The 22,692-nt window shown below is 37.4% G+C and carries 17 protein-coding genes; 6 read left to right on the forward strand and 11 right to left on the reverse strand.

The window, feature by feature from the left end:
- Positions 1 to 101: 101 nt before the first annotated feature.
- Together groL and groES are read right to left on the reverse strand one after the other, a co-directional pair.
- On the reverse strand, positions 102 to 1,718 hold the full coding sequence (gene groL / locus G7081_RS00845) for a chaperonin GroEL (RefSeq protein ID WP_166006526.1): 1,617 nt from the start codon (positions 1,716 to 1,718) through the stop codon (positions 102 to 104).
- Between the two features lie 17 nt (positions 1,719 to 1,735).
- Entirely contained in the window at positions 1,736 to 2,020 is a 285-nt protein-coding gene (gene groES / locus G7081_RS00850) for a co-chaperone GroES (RefSeq protein ID WP_166006528.1), read from the reverse strand.
- Positions 2,021 to 2,206: 186 nt separating this feature from the next.
- On the opposite strand from groES, the gene G7081_RS00855 reads away from it, so the two are divergent.
- The gene (locus G7081_RS00855; RefSeq protein ID WP_166006530.1) at positions 2,207 to 2,857 is read left to right on the forward strand and encodes a CPBP family intramembrane glutamic endopeptidase; all 651 of its coding nucleotides are present in this window, start codon (positions 2,207 to 2,209) and stop codon (positions 2,855 to 2,857) included.
- A gap of 18 nt (positions 2,858 to 2,875) precedes the next feature.
- Here G7081_RS00855 and G7081_RS00860 read toward each other — a convergent pair whose 3' ends face one another.
- Positions 2,876 to 3,529: a redox-sensing transcriptional repressor Rex gene (locus tag G7081_RS00860; protein WP_166006532.1), complete on the reverse strand. Its 654-nt coding sequence runs from the start codon at positions 3,527 to 3,529 to the stop codon at positions 2,876 to 2,878.
- Between the two features lie 236 nt (positions 3,530 to 3,765).
- Between G7081_RS00860 and G7081_RS00865 the strand changes: the two genes are divergently transcribed.
- Positions 3,766 to 5,694 carry an ABC-F family ATP-binding cassette domain-containing protein gene (locus tag G7081_RS00865; protein WP_166006534.1) on the forward strand — a complete coding sequence of 643 codons (1,929 nt, stop codon included), beginning with the start codon at positions 3,766 to 3,768 and terminating at the stop codon, positions 5,692 to 5,694.
- 26 nt (positions 5,695 to 5,720) lie between these two features.
- On the opposite strand, the gene G7081_RS00870 is transcribed toward G7081_RS00865, so the two are convergent.
- The 5 genes from G7081_RS00870 to G7081_RS00890 all read right to left on the reverse strand — a co-directional run bounded on the left by G7081_RS00870 (position 5,721) and on the right by G7081_RS00890 (position 13,426).
- Positions 5,721 to 6,668, reverse strand: a complete 948-nt coding sequence (locus G7081_RS00870; protein ID WP_166006536.1) for a DHH family phosphoesterase — start codon at positions 6,666 to 6,668, stop codon at positions 5,721 to 5,723.
- Positions 6,669 to 6,685: 17 nt separating this feature from the next.
- Positions 6,686 to 8,008, reverse strand: coding sequence for a DRTGG domain-containing protein (locus G7081_RS00875; protein ID WP_166006538.1), 1,323 nt, complete (start codon positions 8,006 to 8,008; stop codon positions 6,686 to 6,688).
- A gap of 148 nt (positions 8,009 to 8,156) precedes the next feature.
- Positions 8,157 to 9,875: a ribonuclease J gene (locus G7081_RS00880; protein ID WP_166006540.1), complete on the reverse strand. Its 1,719-nt coding sequence runs from the start codon at positions 9,873 to 9,875 to the stop codon at positions 8,157 to 8,159.
- Between the two features lie 236 nt (positions 9,876 to 10,111).
- Positions 10,112 to 11,827 (reverse strand): ABC transporter ATP-binding protein, encoded by a 1,716-nt coding sequence (locus G7081_RS00885; protein ID WP_166006542.1) that lies wholly within the window; start codon positions 11,825 to 11,827, stop codon positions 10,112 to 10,114.
- Positions 11,828 to 11,917: 90 nt separating this feature from the next.
- Positions 11,918 to 13,426 carry a DUF1846 domain-containing protein gene (locus tag G7081_RS00890; RefSeq protein ID WP_166006544.1) on the reverse strand — a complete coding sequence of 503 codons (1,509 nt, stop codon included), beginning with the start codon at positions 13,424 to 13,426 and terminating at the stop codon, positions 11,918 to 11,920.
- Positions 13,427 to 13,598: 172 nt separating this feature from the next.
- On the opposite strand from G7081_RS00890, the gene pepI reads away from it, so the two are divergent.
- Positions 13,599 to 14,489: a proline iminopeptidase gene (gene pepI, locus G7081_RS00895; RefSeq protein ID WP_166006546.1), complete on the forward strand. Its 891-nt coding sequence runs from the start codon at positions 13,599 to 13,601 to the stop codon at positions 14,487 to 14,489.
- Between the two features lie 31 nt (positions 14,490 to 14,520).
- On the opposite strand, the gene G7081_RS00900 is transcribed toward pepI, so the two are convergent.
- The gene (locus tag G7081_RS00900; protein WP_238786644.1) at positions 14,521 to 15,486 is read right to left on the reverse strand and encodes a prenyltransferase; all 966 of its coding nucleotides are present in this window, start codon (positions 15,484 to 15,486) and stop codon (positions 14,521 to 14,523) included.
- Positions 15,487 to 15,700: 214 nt separating this feature from the next.
- Between G7081_RS00900 and G7081_RS00905 the strand changes: the two genes are divergently transcribed.
- The 3 genes from G7081_RS00905 to G7081_RS00915 are packed head-to-tail and all read left to right on the forward strand — an operon-like array spanning position 15,701 to position 19,345.
- Positions 15,701 to 16,867, forward strand: coding sequence for a hydroxymethylglutaryl-CoA synthase (locus tag G7081_RS00905; protein WP_166006548.1), 1,167 nt, complete (start codon positions 15,701 to 15,703; stop codon positions 16,865 to 16,867).
- Positions 16,868 to 16,880: 13 nt separating this feature from the next.
- On the forward strand, positions 16,881 to 18,047 hold the full coding sequence (locus tag G7081_RS00910; RefSeq protein WP_166006550.1) for a thiolase family protein: 1,167 nt from the start codon (positions 16,881 to 16,883) through the stop codon (positions 18,045 to 18,047).
- A gap of 14 nt (positions 18,048 to 18,061) precedes the next feature.
- Entirely contained in the window at positions 18,062 to 19,345 is a 1,284-nt protein-coding gene (locus tag G7081_RS00915) for a hydroxymethylglutaryl-CoA reductase, degradative (protein ID WP_166006552.1), read from the forward strand.
- Between the two features lie 37 nt (positions 19,346 to 19,382).
- On the opposite strand, the gene G7081_RS00920 is transcribed toward G7081_RS00915, so the two are convergent.
- Positions 19,383 to 20,723, reverse strand: coding sequence for a glycoside hydrolase family 18 protein (locus G7081_RS00920; protein ID WP_166006554.1), 1,341 nt, complete (start codon positions 20,721 to 20,723; stop codon positions 19,383 to 19,385).
- A 190-nt stretch (positions 20,724 to 20,913) separates the two neighbouring features.
- On the reverse strand, positions 20,914 to 22,419 hold the full coding sequence (locus G7081_RS00925) for a peptide MFS transporter (protein WP_166006556.1): 1,506 nt from the start codon (positions 22,417 to 22,419) through the stop codon (positions 20,914 to 20,916).
- Positions 22,420 to 22,692: the final 273 nt, after the last annotated feature.

Genomic DNA, 22,692 nt, shown 5'->3' on the forward strand with positions numbered 1-22,692 from the left:
AATAACTACAATGGATGGTTATTTTAAATCACTAACTACTTTTCTACCAAATACTCAGCTATAAACAAACAAAAAAGACCTCTTAGCAAGAGGTCTTTTTATTACATCATTCCCATTGTGTCCATATCAGTCATATTTGGCGTGTGAACTTCTGGTTTATTCGCAATCACTGCTTCTGTTGTTAAAATCAGTGATGCGACGCTACCAGCATTTTGTAGCGCAGAACGGGTTACTTTTGTTGGATCTACAATTCCTGCTTCAATCATGTTGACCCATTCGGCTGTCGCTGCATTGAAACCAACCCCTGTTTCAACTTGTTTTAATTTATCAACAATAACAGATCCTTCTAAACCAGCATTGTCGGCAATTTGACGAACGGGTTCTTCTAAGGCGCGTAACACAATTTGCACACCTGTTAACTCATCACCAGTCGCTTCAACCGCTGCAACTTTTTCAGCCACATTAACTAAGGCTGTTCCACCACCAGCAACGATACCTTCTTCAACAGCAGCACGTGTGGCATTTAACGCATCTTCGATTCGTAATTTTTGTTCTTTTAACTCAGTTTCAGTTGGAGCACCTACATTGATGACAGCGACTCCACCTGATAATTTAGCTAATCGTTCTTGTAATTTTTCACGATCAAACTCTGACACTGCATCAGCCAATTGAATTTTAATAAAGTTAACACGATCAGCAATCGCCGCTTTCGTCCCGCTTCCTTCAACAATTGTTGTACTGTCTTTATCAACGACAACATTGCGAGCCACCCCTAGTGATTCAATCGTTGTGTCTTTTAGTTCTAAACCTAAGTCATCGGTAATAACCGTTCCACCCGTTAAGACGGCAATGTCTTCTAACATCGCTTTACGACGATCCCCAAAGCCTGGTGCTTTAACCGCAGCTACATTAAATGTCCCACGAATTTTATTTAAGACTAATGTTGGTAATGCTTCGCCGTCAATATCGTCAGCAATAATTAATAAAGGTTTACCTTGTTGCAAGATTTCTTCTAACAGCGGTACGATTTCTTGAATGTTTGAGATTTTCTTATCGGTAATCAAGATGTATGGATTATCTAAGACAGCTTCCATTTTATCGTTATCTGTCACCATGTATTGCGATAAATAACCACGGTCAAACTGCATACCTTCAACAACATCTAGCTCTGTTTCAATTCCTTTTGATTCTTCAATGGTAATCACGCCATCTTTACCGACACGTTCCATGGCATCACTAATTAAGTCACCGATTTTTTCAGAACCTGATGATACCGCAGCTACTTGAGCAATGGATTCTTTTGAATCAACTTGTTTTGAAATATCATGTAAGGCTTTCACGGCAGCTGTTGTTGCTTTTTCAATTCCACGACGAAGCGCAATCGGATTCGCTCCGGCTGTCACATTTTTCAATCCTTCTCGCACAATCGCTTGAGTTAAGACTGTAGCAGTTGTTGTCCCATCACCAGCAATATCATTGGTTTTAGAGGCAACTTCAGAAACTAATTGTGCCCCCATATTTTCAAAATGATCTTCTAATTCAATTTCTTTGGCAATTGTTACACCATCATTGGTAATTAGTGGTGAACCATACGCTTTTTCTAAAACGACATTACGACCTTTAGGACCTAATGTTACTTTCACCACATCTGCTAAGGTGTCTACACCTTTTACCATAGCAGCACGTGCATCTACTGAAAATTTAATATCTTTAGCCATTGTTATTCTCCTTCTTTCTATTCAATCACTGCGATAATATCTTTTTCTCTCAAGACTAGGTAATCTTTTCCTTCATAATTTACGGTATGTCCTGCTTGTTTTTCAAAGACCACTTGGTCCCCAATTTGTACGGTTAACGGCATTTTATTGCCATTATCTAAGATATAGCCTGCTCCCACTGCGACTACTGTGCCATTTTGCGGCTTTTCTTTGGCTGCTGTCGTAAGGACTAACCCTCCAGCTGACATTTGTTCTTGTTCCACAACTTCTAAGACAATACGATCATTTAACGGTTTTAACATTTTTAGTTCCTCCATTCCCTGACTATCTGGACTTTAGCATTCTATATTTAACAGTGCTAAACTACCTCTCTATCATACTGATTTTCAGGGCTTTTTTCAAGAATTACTCACTCAACTCATTTGATTAGGTATTGGCTGAAATTTATATTATACTTATTTCAAATAGATACTTGAAGGAGCTTTTTAATGACAATTAACAAATATTTTTTTACTACTTTAATTACCTACATTTTAATTTATTTAAGTCCGGTTGGCATCACTTTTTGCATTACGAAATCGGCTAATCCCAATGTGAATACCATGCTGTCAGCTACAGCAATTGCTTACATCATCGGTGCTCTTATTATGTTGTTACAAGGAAGATTCCTTAAACAACCATTATCCGTTGAAAAAATAAAAACCGCCTGGCCTAAAGTTATCTTGTGGGGAATCGCCGGTATTTTCTTAGCCTTTGTGGCACAAATGGCCGCTAGTATTATGGAACAACTCATTATCCAGGCACCACTTGGATCTGAAAATACTGAAAACATTATCGATATGATTCAGTTCTCACCGTTATTCATTATCAATGTGAGTATTGCCGGTCCAATCATGGAGGAACTCTTATTCCGTCGTGCTGGAATTGGTTTCTTATCTCAATACATTTCCCCTGTACTAAGTGCCGCTGTGACCTCACTATTATTCGCCATCGCTCACTTTGATGGTCATATTATCGTTTACTTCATCATGGGTATGACATTCTACTTCTTATATCAAAAAACTGGTAGTATCTGGACATCGATTATTGCCCACTGCGGCATGAACAGTTTAGTATTACTAATTCAATTAACCCAATAAAAAAAGACTAGCCAATGGCTAGCCTTTTTTATCTTCTTTACTTGGTGTGTAATGGTTTAAGAAATAAATCAACGTTTGTAACTCATTTGTTAAATCAACACTTTGAACTTGAACATCAGCTGGCGTGTGTAGACGAACTGGCGTGAAGTTCATAATTCCTTTAATACCTGATTCAATTAATAAATCGGCAGTATCTTGAGCAGAATTTGCGGGAATTGCCATAATGGCAATTTCAATTTGTTGTTGTTTGATTTGTTCAGCCATTTCACTCATTGGATAAACAGGAATCCCATCAACGATGCGTCCGACTAAATCTTCACGAACGTCAAAAGCTGCACTAATACGGATATTGTTGTTGTGGTGGAAACCATATTTTAATAAGGCATTTCCTAAGTTACCAACACCAACTAAAACGACATTTGTTAAGCGGTCTTCACTTAAAGTTTTTGAGAAGAAATCTAATAAGCTCTTCACATCATAACCATATCCGCGTTTCCCTAATTCTCCAAAGTATGAAAAATCACGACGGATTGTCGCACTATCCACTTTGATTGCCTCACTCAACTCAGTTGATGAAACTTTTTCTGTCCCCGCATCTAATAACACTTTTAAATAGCGGTAATATAAAGGTAGGCGTTTTGCTGTTGCCTTTGGAATCACTTGATCTTTCATTAACATTTCCTCCTCGACTAATCTTAAAATCTATCACGCATTGTTTACTAGTAAACAAGAAATTTCGTTTTGAATAAAATTTCACTATGTTGATTACTCTAACATAATACCAGTTCTCTAAGACAAAAAGCAATTTTTCTGTCTCGGCTTGTGAAGTAATTCCAGTCATTTAAGACTGAATCTTCCGTATAAATATGATAAACTATGACTAAACACTGACTCACGAAGGAGTTCTTATGATTTTATTACAAGCTAACCAGGTGGCACGTCATTTCGGTGGCGATATCCTCTTTGAAAATATTAATTTAGAAATTCAAGACCGTAGCCGCATTGCGCTTGTCGGTCGCAATGGTGCAGGAAAATCAACTTTACTTAAAATCATTGCTGGTATTGATTCAACAGATGATGGGACGATTTCCAAAATAAAAAATCTAACGTTAGGTTATTTAGATCAACATAGTGGCTTAATGAGTGCTCGAACTGTTTGGGATGAAATGTTAACCGCATTTGAAACTATCCGTAAAATGGAGAACCGGCTTCACCATTTAGAAAACGAATTAGGTACAGCTAGCCAAGATAATCAAGAAGATTATCAACGACTACTAAAAGAATATGATCAATTACAACACGATTTTAATGATCAAAATGGTTATGGTTACGAAGCCGAAATCAAATCTGTTTTGAATGGTTTTAATTTTGGACCAGAATTTTACGGTCGTGAAATTGCCAGCTTATCTGGTGGTCAAAAAACACGGCTTGCTTTAGCCAAACTACTATTAGAACGCCCTCAGCTTTTAATTTTAGATGAACCGACCAACCACTTAGACATTCAAACTTTAGACTGGTTGGAAAACTATCTTCAAAATTACCGCGGCGCCCTTTTAATCGTTTCACATGACCGTTACTTTTTAGATAAAGTTGTTAATGAAGTCTATGACTTAACACGTCAAAAAATCACTCACTACAAAGGCAATTACAGTCGCTTCTTAACCCTTAAAGAAGAACAATTAGCAGCTGACTGGAAAGCATTTGAAAAACAACAAACGGAAATTAATAAATTGGAAGACTTCGTCGCTCGTAATATTGTCCGCGCTAGTACGACAAAACGTGCGCAAAGTCGTCGCAAACAGCTAGAAAAAATGGAGCGCATGGACAAGCCACAAGGTGACGAAAAATCGGCTCGTTTCTTATTCAACATTGCTAAAGAATCAGGCAATGTCGTCTTACAAACGGAACACGCTGCGATTGGTTATGATCAAACAATCCTGTGTGAACCTGTCGACTTAGATATTCGCAAACGAGAAGCCATTGCTTTAGTTGGTCCCAATGGTATCGGGAAATCAACTTTACTAAAATCCTTGATTGGCGACTTACCTTTTATTAAAGGCAATGTTCACTTAGGTAGCAACGTAAGTATTGGTTACTATGACCAAGAACAAGCTAAGCTTCGTTCAAACAAAACCGTTCTCCAAGAATTATGGGACGAACATCCGACAACCGTTGAAAAAGATATTCGTTCCGTCTTAGGAAGTTTCTTATTCTCTGGTGAGGACGTTGAAAAAACCGTCCCTCAATTAAGTGGTGGGGAAAAAGCACGACTAGCACTAGCTAAGTTATCTATGGATCAAGAAAACTTTTTAATCCTTGATGAACCAACCAACCATTTAGATATTGATAGTAAAGAAGTTTTGGAAAATGCCTTGATTGATTACGAAGGCACTTTACTCTTTGTTTCTCATGACCGTTACTTCATTAACCGTATCGCCACAAAAGTCGTCGAACTTTCAGCAACCGGAAGTACTCTTTACTTAGGTGATTACGACTACTACCTTGAGAAAAAAGCGGAACAAGAAGCCACTACGACTGAGACGATTGAACAAGAACTCGCAACAGACACTAGTGGAAAAGCTTCTTTCCAACAATCAAAAGAAGCTCAACGCCAAGAACGTAGTTTGAAACGCGCGATTGAAAAAGTTGAAACACAGTTAGCTGAAGTTGAAGAACGTCAAACTACCATTGAAAAAGAAATGACGAATCCTAAATACATTTCTGATCCTGGCGCACTAATGGACTTACAAAAAGAACTAACTGAACTAGAAACTAAACAAGAAGCCTTAATGGAAGAATGGGAAGAAGCTAGTTTAGCATTAGAAAATAACCAATAAAAAAAGCCTCTCTTTAGAGGCTTTTTTTATTTATAATTAACAACTGCTAATTTTATTTCACTGAAAATTGCATCTACTTCTGAAAGGTCTTTGGCTTTCGCACCACTGGCTAAGGGATGTCCTCCACCATCATGATTTTTAGCAATCTCATTAATGATCGGTCCTTTTGATCTTAAGCGAACACGATAATTACCTGTTGGTTGTTCTACGAAAATCCCCCATGATACCACTGTATCAATTTGACCAGGTAAAGAAATTAGCGCTGACGTATCAGCATCAGTCACGTTATTTTCTTCAAGGACACTGTGTGGCAAGATGATACGTGCAGCGCCCTCTTCCGTCATTTCAAGATTCTGCAACACATAACCTGATAATTTAGCTACTTTATAAGGCATCTCACTAATTTGACGGTTTAATAACGGGGCATCAAAATCTAATTGACGTAGATAAGCAGCAACTTGCAAAGTGTGAGCTGTTGTTGCAGGATACATAAAACGTCCTGTATCTCCCACAATCCCCGCGTATAGTAAACGTGCAGCTTCAGTTGTTAAAACTAACTCACTTTTAAACAGGTCATAGAAATCATAAATAATTTCACTACAACTACTTGCTTCTGTGTTCACCCATGACAGGTCACCATAAGGAGAATCATCTGGATGATGATCAATTTTAATTAGTTGATCTCCTAAATCATAATTTTCGCCACTAATTCTTGGTGCATTAGCTGTGTCCGTCACAATAACTAATGACCCTTGATACATTTCTGGCGTCACATCATCCATGGTTACTAGAAAATCTAAATCTCCGACTTCTCCACCTGCCAACAAAACTTCTTTTTCAGGATAACTTGCACGAATGATTTCTGCTAAACCTCCTTGCGAACCTAAAGCATCTGGATCTGGACTTTGATGACGGTGAATAATAATGCGGTTATATTTTTTTATGGCTTCAATAATTTTATCTTGAACTGTCATGCTATTTCCCTCATTTTCTATGATTTCTCCATTAGTTGGCAGACCACAATCGCCTTAGCCACAATGGCATTTTCTAAAAAGACTTCAATATCTAACTTCGCTGATCGACGACCAATTTCTAAAATGCGTGGACGAATATCTAACCGACTTTCTAATTGAATCAAGCGGAAATAATGCAGGTTTACTTGTTCAATCACGACGTTTTGTTGTTGATTAATATACATCGTTCGTTGAGAAACATTACTGATGATTTCGCTAAGAACACCGAAAGAAATCGTTCCGACAGTACTAACCATCTGCGGGGTCACTGTAAAGGCGAAGTGTAAATCTTCGGAACCGATACCAGCTCCAAGGGTTTCGATTTCACCAGTAATTTCATCGGCAATGGTGTTAGCGACTTGTGGTTGGCGTTGCGCTAATTGCATGGCCTTCATGACATCTTGACGAGAAATAATTCCTAGTAAGGTTAAGTCATCAGCGACAACCGGCATCATTTCTAGACCGTCCCAAATCATCATGTGACCAACACTGGCAACACTCATATGTTTTTTAACGTTATTCGGATCTTTCGTCATGACTTTATCTAATGTTTGGGTATCTTGTTTACCAATAATATCTTTTGCCGTAATAATTCCAAGGACACGATTATTTTTATTTACAACCGGGAAACGCGTATGAGTCGATTCATCTGACAAACGGCGATAGTCCGCAACTGTTTCTGAAGCAAGTAAATAAGTGGTTTTATCAATATCTGTATATATATCACCAACTAAAATAATGTCTTTTTTAATCAACTGATCACTCATCGCACGGTTAATTAAAGTTGCGACCGTAAATGTATCATAAGTTGTACTTAAGATTGGCATTTCCATCTTATCTGCTAGGTTAATAATTTCCGGAGTCGTTTCAAACCCCCCAGTGATTAAGACTGCTGATCCTTTTCTTAAAGCCAACCCTTGCACTTCCTCACGGTTCCCTACAATCATCAAGGAACCTGGTGAAATATAACGTTCCATAGCGCCTTGAGTCATAGCACCAATGACAAATTTTGATAAGGTTTTACTTAACCCTGATTCCCCACCTAACACATTACCTTCAATAATTTTAACGACCTCACCAAAGGTTAGTTTTTCAAAGTTTCCTTTTAATTTCCGTTCAATTCTGATGGTTCCAACGCGTTCGATTGTCGAAACAAGACCGATGTTTTCTGCTTCTTTTATGGCACGATAAGCAGTCCCTTCACTGACATTTAAGTTTTTCGCAATACTACGAACCGAAATCCGTTCACCCACAGGTAAGGTTTCAATATATTCTAAAATCTGATCATGCTTTGTTGCCATCCAATCATCCTCTCTCTTTTAGATACTCTCTAAAAGCTTGCTCAGTTTTTATTATAGCCTTTTTAAAGAGGAAGCACAAAAGAAATTAGTACAGTTTATATAACAGTTTAGACTTTATTTTAGTACAGAAAAAAAGCATAGCTAGAAGCTATGCTTTTTTCTCAGGTCTTTTAGTTGCATTGTTGTAGTTGTTTTTGTGACGTTGACTCGTTTCCATAATCACTGGCAAGATAACTGGACGACGTTTTGTTTTTTCAAACAAGTGACGACTTAGTTGTTCACGAATATCTTGTTTTAATTTACCCCACTCAAAATCATTTGTTTTTAAGTTTTCAGTAATGATATCTTCAACGATAGCTGCACTTTCGTCCATTAAATCTTGACTTTGTTTCGCATAAACAAAACCACGTGTTGTAATTTTGGGTCGAGCAACAATTTTTTGTTTTTTACGATTGATTGTTGTAACCGCAATTAAAATACCATCTTCTGATAAAATGCGACGATCACGTAAAACAATATTTCCAATATCGCCTACACCTAGACCATCAATCATGATGTTATCTGCTTCAACAGAACCTGCCATATGCATGCGTCCACTATTGTACTCTAATACATCGCCGCGGCCTGTGATATAGATATTTTTATAATCCATTCCCATTTCATGCGCTAAATCAGCATGAGCTGCAAGCATACGGTATTCACCTTGAATTGGAATAAAGAATTTTGGTTTCATTAAGTTCAACATTAATTTCAAATCATTTGGATTGGCATGTCCTGATACACGGAAGTTATCAGAAATTGTTTTAACTGTTCCACCAGCGCGGTAGATCATATCTTCTGTTTTAGCCACAGTTGTTTCCATCGCAATTGAAGGCGTCGTCGTAATATAAACTAAATCACCTTCTTCAATGTTGATACCTGAGTGCGAACGAGCACTTGCCATACGTTGGATTCCTTTAATTGGTTCACCTGTACGACCAGTTTCTAAAACTAACAACTCATCTGGTTGATAATCTTTCATGTCTTTCGCTTGAATTAAAATATCATCACTTGGTAACGTGATTTTACCTAACTTAATCGCTAATTGAATGATACGTTCAATGCCTTCACCTGTTAAAACAACTTTACGCATTGATTTTTCAGCCGCATCTAAAACTTGTTGGATACGTTGTAAATTACTGGCAACACTGGCAACAATAATGCGGCCCTTCCAGTAACGTAATGTGTCATAAACTTCTTCAGCAATCGCTTTTTCAGCTGCTACTGGGGCTGGATTTTCTGAGTTAGTAGAATCTGATAATAAAGCTAACACGCCTTCTTTACCAATTTCTGCTAAACGACCAAAATCAGTGGCATACATTGGAACCGCACCGTGATCAAATTTGAAATCACCTGTGTAAACAATGTTACCTTCCTCTGTTTTAATTGAAACCCCAACTGAATCTGGAATAGTATGCGTTGTTCTAAAGAAACTCACTGTCCCATGTTGGAAATCAATTTCTGTAAACTCATCAATCACATGGAAGTCAGTGAATTTTTTCGAACCTGGGTACTCTGACGTCCGCATTTTCGCTAATTCAACTGTTAACTCCGTACCAAAGACTGGCACATCAACTTCTTCTAATACGTATGGTAAAGCACCAATCGCATCAGCGTGACCATGCGTTAAGAAAATCCCTGCTACACGATCTTTATTTTCTACTAAATAGTTGATTCCTGGAATGACGATGTCGATCCCTAGTAAATCATTTTCTGGATACTTCATCCCACAGTCTAAGACAAAAATCTCATCTTCTACTTCTGCGACATACAAATTTTTTCCATTTTCGCGGACTCCGCCCAATGGAATGATTTTAATATTACTCAAATTTCTTCACCTCAAATAAACTTTCTTTAATTTTTATTTTTTTGAATTTATCTACTTATATAAGAACTGTGATCAGTTCTGAAAGTGGTCTTCTTCTATTTAAAGTCGTCTGACAAGAAAGTAAACTTTCCAATACGGCGGTCCTTTAATAGAAATTCATCTATTATCTTACCATAAACCATGGAAAATATCTCATAATTAAGCCACAAAAAAACTACTGGAAATTTCCAGTAGTCCTAATCTCTAAATTGCGCATCATATAATTTTTTATAGGCTCCGTCTTTTGCAAGTAGTTCTTTATGGCTACCTTCTTCAACAATCCCTTGAGTGTTAACGACCACGATGCGATCGGCTTGTTGAATTGTTGCTAACCGGTGAGCGATGATTAAGGTTGTTCTACCAGCTGCAAGCGATAGAAGAGACTCCTGAATCACTTGTTCTGTTTCAGTATCTAAAGCTGATGTTGCTTCATCTAAAATTAAAATCGGCGGGTTTTTCAAGAACATTCTAGCAATCGCTACACGTTGTTTTTGACCACCAGACAATTTAACCCCACGTTCACCTACTACCGTATTCAATCCTTCTGGCATCTCTTCCACAACTTGTTCTAAATGAGCCAACTTAATTGCTTGATCGATAGCCTCTTCACTTGCTGACAAATCGCCATAAGCAACATTTTCTCGTAACGTTCCAGGGAACAAGAAAACATCTTGTTGAACAATGCCGATATTGCCACGTAATGACTCTAACGTATAGTCACGAATATCACGATCTTCCACTTTGACACTGCCACTAGTGACTTCATAAAAACGTGGTAACAAATTACAAAGCGTTGTCTTACCTGCGCCACTTGGGCCAACAAAAGCAACTGTTTCACCTGGTTTGATTGCCAATGAAATGTTTTCTAAAACTTTTGTGCCATCACTATAAGAGAAAGATACATTCTCATAAGTGATATGACCTTCTACCCCAACTAATTCCTGGGCATCTGGTCGACCCTGAATTTTTGATGGTGTATCGATTTCCTTGGCAAAACGTTTGAAGCCAGCTATTCCTTTGGGATAACTTTCAATCATATTATTTACTTTTTCAATCGGTCGAATAAAGACATTGGACAATAGAATAAAACCAACAAATTGACCATAGGTAATTTCACCACGAATGGTATAAAACGCACCGAAAATCAGGGCGAATAAGCTGATTAAGCGGATTAAAAAATAGTTGTACGATGAACTCACACCCATGACTTGATAAAACTTCAATTTCGATTGTCTGTATAATTGATTTAAGCTTTCAAAACGCTCACGTTCATAAGCTTCATTTGTAAAGGACTGAACAACACGCACTCCACTAACTGAGGCTTCAATCCCTGCATTGAACTCACCTAAATTATCATAAATTTCTGTGTTAACCTTCGTCATCTTCTTATTAAAGACGACTAAAGCAATTGTAATAAATGGCACTAAAATAGAAGTTGCAATTGCCAACTGGACATGAATATCCATCATTAAAACAAAGGCACCCACCAACGTCATAATCGTTATGAAAATATCTTCTGGACCGTGATGCGCCACTTCAGAAATCTCAAATAAATCTGTCGTTAAGCGACTGATTAACTTCCCTGTTTTTTGATTATCATAATATTCAAAAGATTGTTTTTGAATATGGGCATATAAATCACGACGCATATCGGTTTCAATATTGACGCCTAACTTATGACCAAACGTCACCACGATATACTGTAAAACAGTGTTGACCATGTAAAAGAAAAGTAACGATAAACATGCCACAATAATAAGTGTCCAATTTTTTTGTGGCATAATTTTGTCGATCACTTGGTTTACGACAATCGGAAAAGCTAATTCTAAAACTGCTGCTATAGTTGCACACCCAAAATCAAGAATAAATAATTTCTTGTAGGGTTTATAATAACTGAAAAATCTTTTTAACATAACAAAACCTCCTTATCTATCAATTAAAACAAAGAAGGTATTTTTAGTAAAGACATAACAAAAAGCTTACTCTATGAGTAAGCTTTAAATTTAAACAAAATATAAGTTTGATGAAGCATATTCGGGATCACAGGTAATATCAATTCCTAATGATTTCAAAATTTGTTCGTCATCATTATTTAACATCACTGTTGAGTGAGCTTGCGAACCGCTTAAAGCATCTAATTGATCATACGCAATTTTAGCCGTCGGGTTCGTTACCGCACTAATTGATAAAGCAATCAAGACTTCATTAGCATTTAAGGCTGCTAATTTACTGTGTAAATCTTCTGTTTTTAACTTTTGAATGGTTTCTAAAATAACAGGTGATAATAACAAAATATCATCAGAAATATTGGCTAATTTTTTCACGCCGTTTAACAATGCAGTAGAACAAGAATCCAATAACGCTGTTGTCCTTCCGGTTACCACATCGCCGTTAGGTAATTCTAGCGCAATCACTGCTGGGACTTCTGCTTGATCATTACCCGCTTTTAATTTTTCAGAGTAATCACGTGCTGGTTTAACCGGTACACGGTCTTCTTGTTTTAATTCTACTTCTTCCATAATTAACTTCATACGGTGTAAAACTTCTTCATCCACAATCCCTTTTTTAAAGTCACATGCTGTCGAGAAGTAACGACGAATAATCTCTTGTTTAGAGGCGTCTTGGACCACTTGATCATCGGTAATACCAAAACCAACTCGGTTCACACCCATATCTGTTGGCGATTTGAAAACAGCTGGTTTATTCGTAATTTTCTCAATAATGCGTTTGATTACTGGGAACGTTTCGATATCACGATTGTAGTTAACAGCCATCTCTTGATAAGCATCGTAATGGAAAGAATCAATCATATTAACGTCTTTCAAGTCAACAGTTGCCGCTTCATAGGCAATGTTTAGTGGGTGTTTTAACGGCACGTTCCAAACTGGGAATGTTTCAAATTTAGAATAATCTGCCACACGACCTTGACGACTTTCGTGGTAAAGCTGATTTAAACATGTGGCTAATTTACCACTACCCGCACCTGGTGCCGTTACCACAACAATCGGTTTGGTTGTTTCCACATAAGGGTTTTTACCAAATCCTTCTTCACTCACGATTTTTTCAACATTTGAAGGATAATCTTCAATTGCAGCGTGTGTGTAAACTTTAATGCCACGACGTTCTAATTTATTAATAAATAATTGCGTTGACGGTTGACCATTGTAACGAGTAATCACAACACTGTTTACTGCTAAGCCATACTCTGTTAGTTCATCAATCGAACGCAAAATATCCATATCATAAGTAATCCCATAATCGCCACGGATTTTATTACGTTCGATATCACCTGCATAAACACAAATAATAATTTCAGTTTTATCTTTTAATTTTTGTAACAATTTAATTTTGGCATCTTCATCAAATCCCGGTAAAACACGTTTGGCGTGTTTGTCACCAATTAATTTTCCACCAAATTCTAAGTACAATTTGTCATAGTGATCAACACGTTCTAAAATGTACTTTGATTGTTCTTCAATATACTTCTCTGGATCAAAACCGATCTTCTTCATTTTGTTCCCTCCTGGCTACCTTTTCGTAAAATCATATTCACCTATTATATACTAATATCCATCTGAAACAAGTGATTTAATCAGCTTTTTATCGAAAATTCGAAAGATTTAAACTTCCGCAATTTTTGTGGTAAACTTATGACAATGACCCCTAAAAAATGGAGGAAAAACGATGACAATTACTGAAGGATACATGCCTTATTTAGGTTATCAAACGTATTACCGCATTGTAGGTGATACTAATCCACAAAAAGCCCCGTTGATTTTATTACATGGCGGACCTGGCTCAACTCATAACTATTTTGAACTCTTTGACGAATTAGCAAAAGCTGACCAACGTCAAATTATCATGTATGATCAACTTGGATGTGGACTTTCTGCCACTGAATCCCGTCCTGATTTATGGACGTCGAAAACGTGGATTGAAGAATTAATTGCTTTAAAAGATTTTTTAAATATTGATGAGTGTCATATTCTTGGGCAATCATGGGGTGGCATGATGTTAATTGAATATTTATGTGACTACAACCCAACAGGAATAAAAAGCGCGATTCTTTCAAGCACTTTACCTTCTTCTGAGCTTTGGGGACAAGAACAGCATCGCATGATTAAATTTATGTCTGCGGAACACCAAGCGGCCATTGCTGAAGCGGAAGCCACTAACAACTTTACAAGTGAAGCTTACTTAGCAGCTAACGAAGAATTCATGTTGCGTCACGCCGCACCACACTGGGGCCCGGATGCGCCAGAACCACTACGACGTAAAAAAGTCAGCGGAACGGAAGCTTATAATACTGCTTGGGGACCTAATGAGTTCCATCCGAACGGCAACTTACACAATTGGGAATATCGTGATAAACTTCATACCATTGCTGTCCCGACCTTAGTTACTAGTGGTAGCAATGATTTATCAACCCCATTAATCGCTAAAACAATGGCTGATGATATTCCAAATGCTAAGTGGGAACTATTTGCTCACAGTCGCCACATGCCTTTTGCTGAAGAAACTGAAAAATATATCGCTATTTTAACTGACTGGTTAAATACCGTTGAAACAAACTAAAAAGAGTTGAGGAAAATTCCTCAACTCTTTTTTAGATCCAGTTAACTATTCCCTTATTCAAGAAAAATAATACTAAGCAAATAATACTCATCCAACCGTGGAAATGATAAATCAACAGTAGCGGACGCGGTCCAAACTCACGACCCATTTCAGGATAAACGGCTTCAATTTTATAGTATTGTCGATACCAACGCCAATACCATTGAAGCGCAAATATTCCTAAACCGAATAAAAAGACCCACCAGTGGAAGCTCGTAAGACAAACTACCGTCCAAGCCAGCAATAGTAAGATAAATTCAGGAATAATAATCAAAATTGAATTTCTAAAACCAATAATGTGCGGCAGCGTTTTACGTACCCCTAAGTCTTTTTCATAATCCCCAGTATTATTAGTCGACATTAAGAAGACAGTCATCAACATGCTGATCAAAGCGAAACTTAATGTGTTAATCGTCACCGAGCCTGTTTGAATCCAACTTGACACTAAGGAACTTAATCCCCCAACAAACAATCCCGATACAAACTCTCCTATCGGGTATAAAATATACGGTTTAGGTCCTAAAGAATAGGTAATAGCAGCTAATAAGCCTAGACACCCTAGCGTAAACAATAACCAACTTTGTAATAACCAGGCTAATAATAACCCCGATAATCCGCCTACACCAATCATTCCTAATAGTGTTAAACAGGCATCAAGCAATGTTGCGTCTCCTCTAACAAGGCCTTCACTTCCTAAGTGTTCCGTGAAGGTGGATTCATCCTCTTCATTTTTTAAGTAAGCTCTAATTTCATTAGCCACGTTCGCCACGATATTAAAACTATAACCACAAATAATAAATAAAAGTAAGGGAATCACTTTCAATTCTCCAACCAAATAAGCCCCAAACAAACCGCTACTTAAAATTGGTAAGCCTGTAGCAAACCCTGTCCTAACTTCCATTACTGTATAGGCTCTTTTCGGAAACCCAATCGCCCACTTCATAAATTCTTTAAACATCTTCCACCTCAATAACTTTCAACAGATTATCTATTCTATATTATACAGAATTACTTTTGAATGAAAACCCTCACTACAGCTCAAATCACTTGTTTTTTAAAGAAAGATTAAGTTCGCTGTTTATAGCAATATAATAATGGAATTATGTTAAAATATAAAAGACAATTATCCTATATTTAGGACTTAAATAAAACTACAGAAAGTTGGATATTAAATGACTATCGGAATTGATAAAATAAATTTCTTTGCACCCCATTTATATCTTGATTTAGTTACACTTGCTGAAGCTCGTGGTATTGATCCAAATAAATATACAAAAGGCATTGGGCAAGAAAAAATGGCCATTACTCCTTTAACACAAGATACTGTTTCAATGGCAGCTAACGCAGCTGAACCAATTGTTTCAAAAGAAGATGCTGCCTTAATTGACATGGTCATCCTTGGAACCGAATCTGGTTTTGATTATTCAAAAGCTGGTGCGACTTATATTCACCAACTTTTAGGAATTCAACCCTTTGCTCGTAGCATCGAAATTAAACAAGCTTGTTACGGTGCTACTGCTGGTATCTTAATGGCAAAAGATTACATCGAAAAACATCCCGACCGCAAAGTCTTAGTAGTTGCGTCAGATATTGCACGTTACGGTCTTGAAACACCTGGCGAAGCGACACAAGGTGCCGGTGCTGTTGCCATGTTAATCAGCAGCAATCCTGACATTTTAATTATCGATGATGAATCAGTTGCGATGACGGAAAATATTTTTGATTTCTGGCGTCCAATCTATTCTGACAATGCCTTGGTTGATGGTAAATTTTCAAACGAAGCTTACATTAAATTCTTTGCCGACACCTGGCATGAATACCAAAGAAGGACTCATGCATCTTTAGCTGACTTCGAAGCTATCTGTTTCCACTTACCTTATTCAAAAATGGGTAAAAAAGCATTGTTACCCGTCTTAGAAGAAGCAGACGAAACAACCCAAGCTCGTTTATTAGCAAATTACGAAGAAAGTATTCGTTACACGAAAGCTATCGGTAACATTTATACCGGTTCACTTTATCTTGGTCTATGTTCATTACTTGATAACCAAGATAAACTTGCCGCGGGACATCGTATCGGACTATTCAGTTACGGTTCTGGAGCAGTTGCTGAATTCTTTACGGGTCGTTTAGCTGAGAACTTTAAAACGGCTATTCGGACAAATGAGCACCAAGACTTATTAGCCAACCGGACAGCCTTGTCAATGACAGAGTACGAAGAGTTATTCAAACAAAAATTACCTGTTGACGGATCAACCTTAGAATTAGATTCTAAAGATGACACTTCAACGATTCAATTAACAAAAGTGACTGATCATCAACGTCACTATCTTAAAAAATAAGAGGAGCCTTATAATGAGAGAAGTTGTCATTCTTAGTGCTAAACGAACACCAATCGGAAAATTCAAAGGAGCCTTTGCCAACACATCCGCTGTTGAATTAGGAACAGTCGCTGTCACTTCGGCGATTCAAGATGCTGGAATTACCAGCGAATTAATTGATCAAGTTATTTTAGGTAATGTTTTACAAGCAGGTAATGGTCAAAACCCAGCCCGCCAAGTTGCCATCCATTCTGGCATTCCTAAAACATCACCCGCTATGACTATTAATGAAGTTTGTGGTTCAGGTCTTAAATCCGTTATCTTAGGTGCCCAAGCAATTCAACTGGGACAGGCTAATACTGTTGTTGTAGGCGGCATTGAAAACATGTCTCAATCTCCCCTACTTTATCAACGTTCTGCTACAGAAAATAAATTTGATGAAGCGCAGCTTGCTGATTCAATGATTTTAGACGGTTTAACCGATGCCTTTAGCCAAGAACATATGGGTACTACTGCTGAAGCTGTCGCATCTAAATATCAAATCACTCGTGAAGAACAAGATGCTTATGCAAATGAGTCACAACAAAAAGCAGCACGCGCACAAGCTAATGGCTGTTTTGAAAAAGAAATCGCAGTTGTTGAAACATCTGACGGTTTAATCATTTCAGACCAAGGAGTCCGTCCGAACAGTTCAACCGAAAAACTAGCGACCCTAAACCCCGCTTTTGTCAAAGAAGGGAGTGTCACTGCTGGTAATTCTTCGACAATCAATGACGGCGCAGCTGCTCTTGTTATTATGGCAAAAGATGTGGCTGATGAGCTTGGCCTAGATTATCTTGCTACTTTAGGTCATTACACAGAAATCGGCAATGACCCTAAATACATGGGCTATGCTCCCTACTATGCAATTAAAGCGTTACTTGATAAAAACAAGCAAACCCCAGAAGATATAGATTTGTATGAAATCAACGAAGCCTTTGCTTCTCAATCTTTAGCCATTGTAAAAGATCTAGGTTTACCACCTGAAAAAGTGAACCCTTTTGGTGGTGCTATCGCTTTAGGTCATCCCTTAGGAGCATCTGGAGCTCGCATTTTGACAACTCTCGTCCACTCACTTGAACGAGAAGATAAGCATACTGGTATTGCCTCACTTTGTGTCGGTGGTGGTATCGGCTTAGCATTATCGGTCACACGACCTTAAAATAAGGAGTAGTTATGACATCAAACATTTCTCAATATTATAAAAAAGACCGCTCAGAGCGACTGGACATACTTGTAGAAAACAACTTTCTATCAACTACATCCGCAGCTTTCTTTGCTGGCAACACCGAATTAAAAGATGATGTTGCCAATAGCTTAATTGAAAATCAAGTTACACAATTCCCATTACCATACGGAGTCGCATTAAACTTTATTGTTGATGGACAAGATGTGATTGTGCCAATGGTGACTGAAGAACCTTCCGTGATTGCTGCTGCTAGTAATGGTGCAAAATTCATGCGTAAACAAGGTGGCTTTACGACAACTGTTAGTGAACGATTGTTGATTGGTCAGATTATCTTAACAGATGTCACTGATTTTGAAGCTGCTACTTTATTTATTAATGAAAAAGAAAAAGAAATCTTTGCAGCAGCTGAAGCTGCTCACCCATCTATCGTCAAACGAGGTGGTGGTCTAAAAAGAATCCACATCCGCCAAATTCCAAATGAAGATGGAAATATTGAGTTTTTAACGATTCATTTATTAGTTGATGTAAAAGATGCCATGGGTGCAAACATCGTTAATACTATTTTAGAAGGCACATCTCCTCTATTAGAAAGCTGGTTAGGCGCTACATCATTAATGTCTATCTTAAGTAATTTCAACGATCAATCACTAGTAACTAGTCATTGTCGTGTTCATCCCGATGATTTGGCAACAGCTAACTTAACTGGCTTAGAAGTTGCTAAAAAAATGGTCGCTGCTACACGATACGCTCATTTAGATCCTTATCGAGCTGCCACTCATAATAAAGGAATTATGAATGGGATTGATGCTGTTTTACTTGCCACAGGAAATGATTGGCGAGCTGTCGAAGCTGGTGCTCATGCTTACGCTTCTCGCGATGGGCATTATCGCAGTTTAACTAACTGGACACTGACAAACGATGGCTTTTTACAAGGAGAATTGACTATGCCAATGCCAATTGGTTCTGTCGGCGGTGCAATTAGCGTCTTACCTTTAGCTAAAATCAGCCAAGAGTTAACCAAAACAAACTCTGCTGAAGACTTAGCAAAAGTTATCGTATCTGCTGGTCTTGCACAAAATTTTTCTGCAGTAAAAGCTTTAGTTAGTGATGGTATTCAAAAAGGACACATGAGCCTTCACGCTAAATCTCTGGCTATCCATGCTGGGGCAACAGGTGAAGAAATCGATCAAGTGACCGCTCTCTTAAAAGAACAACCAACTATGTCATCTAAGGTTGCAGAAGCCTTATTAGCAACTGTTAGAACAAAATAAAAAGCTGTTTGAGCGATTCTCAAACAGCTTTTTTATTTTATAATTTTAACAAATAATAGGCTCCACCAAAGATAGCAGCAAAGACTAATAATATTAAATACCACGGTAAATTAGCAAAGACTAAAATTAAGAACACTAGAACAAAACCAATACTACCTACTAACTTAGCAAATTTAGGCTTATTCACATGTTTGCCACGTAGCTCTGTCGGCAAGTAATTATTAAAGATCCCTTTAAATAGTAAACCACTTAGAATCGCTAAAATTAAAGCAAGGATATTCCAGATCATCTGAGCATGAGATTTAACCTTCTCTTCAATTTTAACTTTTCCGATTAGGACTTTAGTTTTATCTAACGCTACTTTACTACTATCGTCAATCGTTTCAATAATCGCGTCTGTCAAGCGATGCTTACTTTTCAAATCGGCATCTTGAGTTGGCGTCCATACCATAACTCCTAAAGAACCTAAATCGATAGCATCTTTCGTTTTTGCTCTAACAGTATCTTGATTGTTGAATAAAAACTCTTCTCCACGATAGTTAATAACATCGCCTTCAACTTTCTCTTGGAAGATATCAACAACTTTATTATAGGTAATCACTTGTTTTTGCTCTGACTTGGCATAATACGGAATACCACCAATTAAATGATCCATTTTATCCCCACCCATAATATCATTCCAATATTCTAGGGTTTGACCTAATAATTCTTCTGGCGAATGGTTTGGTGAACCTTCAACTTCTGCATCATAAGACATGATGTTGATCCAATCAGCTTGATTCAACGCATCTGGTGTAAAGAATTTTTCCCACTTATCTGTGGCTGTGCCATTTGATGAGATACCCGTAGGCACACAAATTGTCACCTTGATATCTTTGGCCGCCATTTCTTTCTTTAATTCTTTCATAAATGTCTCAAATTGCTTTGCGTAATCTTCTTGAGGATATTCCCAGTCAATATCAATTGTATCTAACTCATATTTATCAGTTAGTTTAACTAAATTTTCAATAAAAGTTTTTCTTGTATCATCTGAGGTAGCGGCTTCAAAGTTATCGCTCAAATTCCAACCACCAATACTCACTCCAACTTTTACGTTAGCTTTATGAGCTTTGGCAACTAAGTCTTTCAACATTTGATCCGTACCAGCATCGGTAAACTCAATCGTCCCATCAGTTTGTGGTACCATCGAAAAATAATTGATATCTGTAAACTGGTTTAAATCTACACCGGTTTCTAATTGTGCAATGTCATAGCTTGGCACATATCCAACGGTTTTAAATTTACGGGCTGCGGCTTCACTTTTTTGAGAAAAACTCATCATTCCAAAAACTAGTGAAATAAGTACAGCTCCCAAAACTACTATTTGACGTCTTTTCATATTATCCCCTAACACTTATATTTTATAGAAGGTTTTCTATATTTGTAACTCGTCTCCAAAATTACAAAACATCTAGTAACAGTTTAATATAAAATCAACTTAGACACAACATCTAACACTTTTCTTCTATATTATATAAGGAAAAATAGGCACAAAAAAAGCAAACGCAGATGCGTTTGCTTTTTACTTATTAATGAATACCACCCATCATTTTTTTAGTCCAAGGTGAAACTATTAAAATAATTACTCCTAGAATAATAGCCATTAAACCAAGGAAACCAAAGTATTGTGAGTTATCTAAAATGTTATACAAACGAACTAATTGCGCGTTAATCCCTTGCGCTGCCGCACTTGATAATAACCATAAGCTTAACATTGTTGATTCAAATGATTTTGGTGCCAATTTAACCGTTGTACTTTGACCCACTGGCGAGATACATAATTCCCCAATTACACAAAGGGCAAATGATAAGACAACCCATAATGGATTAACTTTTGTACTTGCCGTCATACCTAGTGTTGGAATAACCATGACTAAGAATGATGTTCCGGCAAAGAATAATCCTAATGAGAATTTAGCCGGTGTCGATGGGTTTCGTTTTCCTAAACTAGACCATAACTTGGAAATAATCGGCGCTAATAACACAATAAAAATTGGATTAATCGATTGGAAGAACGCCGCTGGAACAGTGAAGTCAATTCCGAAAGATTTACTTAAATCTAATTCCGTATTTTGATCTGCAAAGGTTCCTAAAATACTTGCACCTTGTTCTTGGATAGCCCAAAACATGATAGCTGAAATAAACAATGGAATATAGGCCAACAAACGTTTTTTCTCAACCGCATCGGTTTTTTCACTCTTATACATCATACGGAAATAAACAACTGGTAACGTAATCCCTAAAATTGTAACTAACAATGAAATAGCATTAAATGTTAGGTATCCTGTTAGATAAGCAATTGTTCCAATCGCCACTAGTCCTACAACACTTAAGCCAACTACTTTTTTCGTTTTACTTTTCTCTGATTCAGTTAACGGGTTAGGAACGTCACGTCCAACCAAACCTAAAGATTTTTTATGATACATTGCGTAAACAACCAAAGCGATTGCCATACCAATAGCCGCAACACCAAACCCATAGTGGAAACCTAATTTAGTTTGTAGCTGTCCAACAATCATCGGTGATAATAAAGCACCCATGTTAACTGACATATAGAAAATAACAAATCCTGAATCCATTCGATCATCTGATTTGTCGTATAGACCACCCACAACATTGGCAATATTAGGTTTCATCATACCTGACCCAATAATAATTAATGCCATTGAAACTAAGAATGTGCCAACCCCACCTGGTACCGCTAAAGCGATATGACCAAACATGATGATTGTCGCACCAATAAATAGCGCATGTCGCGAACCTAATACCCTATCCGCTAACCAACCACCAATCAATGATGTCATGAAAATCAAGGCACCATATAATGACATAATAGATTGAGCCATCTCAATCGGTAAACCTAATCCACCTTTTGAAACTGAATAATACATATAATAAAGTAAAATAGCTCTCATTCCGTAGTAGCTGAATCGTTCCCAGAATTCAACGAAAAACAAAATACCTAATCCTTTGGGTTGTCCAAAGAAACCGGTTTGAGGAACACTTGCCACCATCTCTTCACGTGTGTACTTCATCCTATCACTCTCTCTTTGTTATTTTCTACAACGACTTTTCGGTAAATTAGAAAACGATAAGTTTTTCTTTTTATTTTTCGTTGTTTTTTAATAATAACATTGTTTTCTCATAAAAGAAAGTTTTTTTTAATCATTTACTCATAAAAGTGACGTTTATAGGACAATACTCACTGATAACTCCCGCAAACTAGCTCCTTTACCAGCTGTTTATTTACCTAGCCTCTTTTTTATTGTTATCTTTCATTAGAATTTATCCAACAAAAAAAGCCTACC

It is taken from the genome of Vagococcus coleopterorum (assembly GCF_011303955.1).
GTDB lineage: Bacteria > Bacillota > Bacilli > Lactobacillales > Vagococcaceae > Vagococcus_D > Vagococcus_D coleopterorum.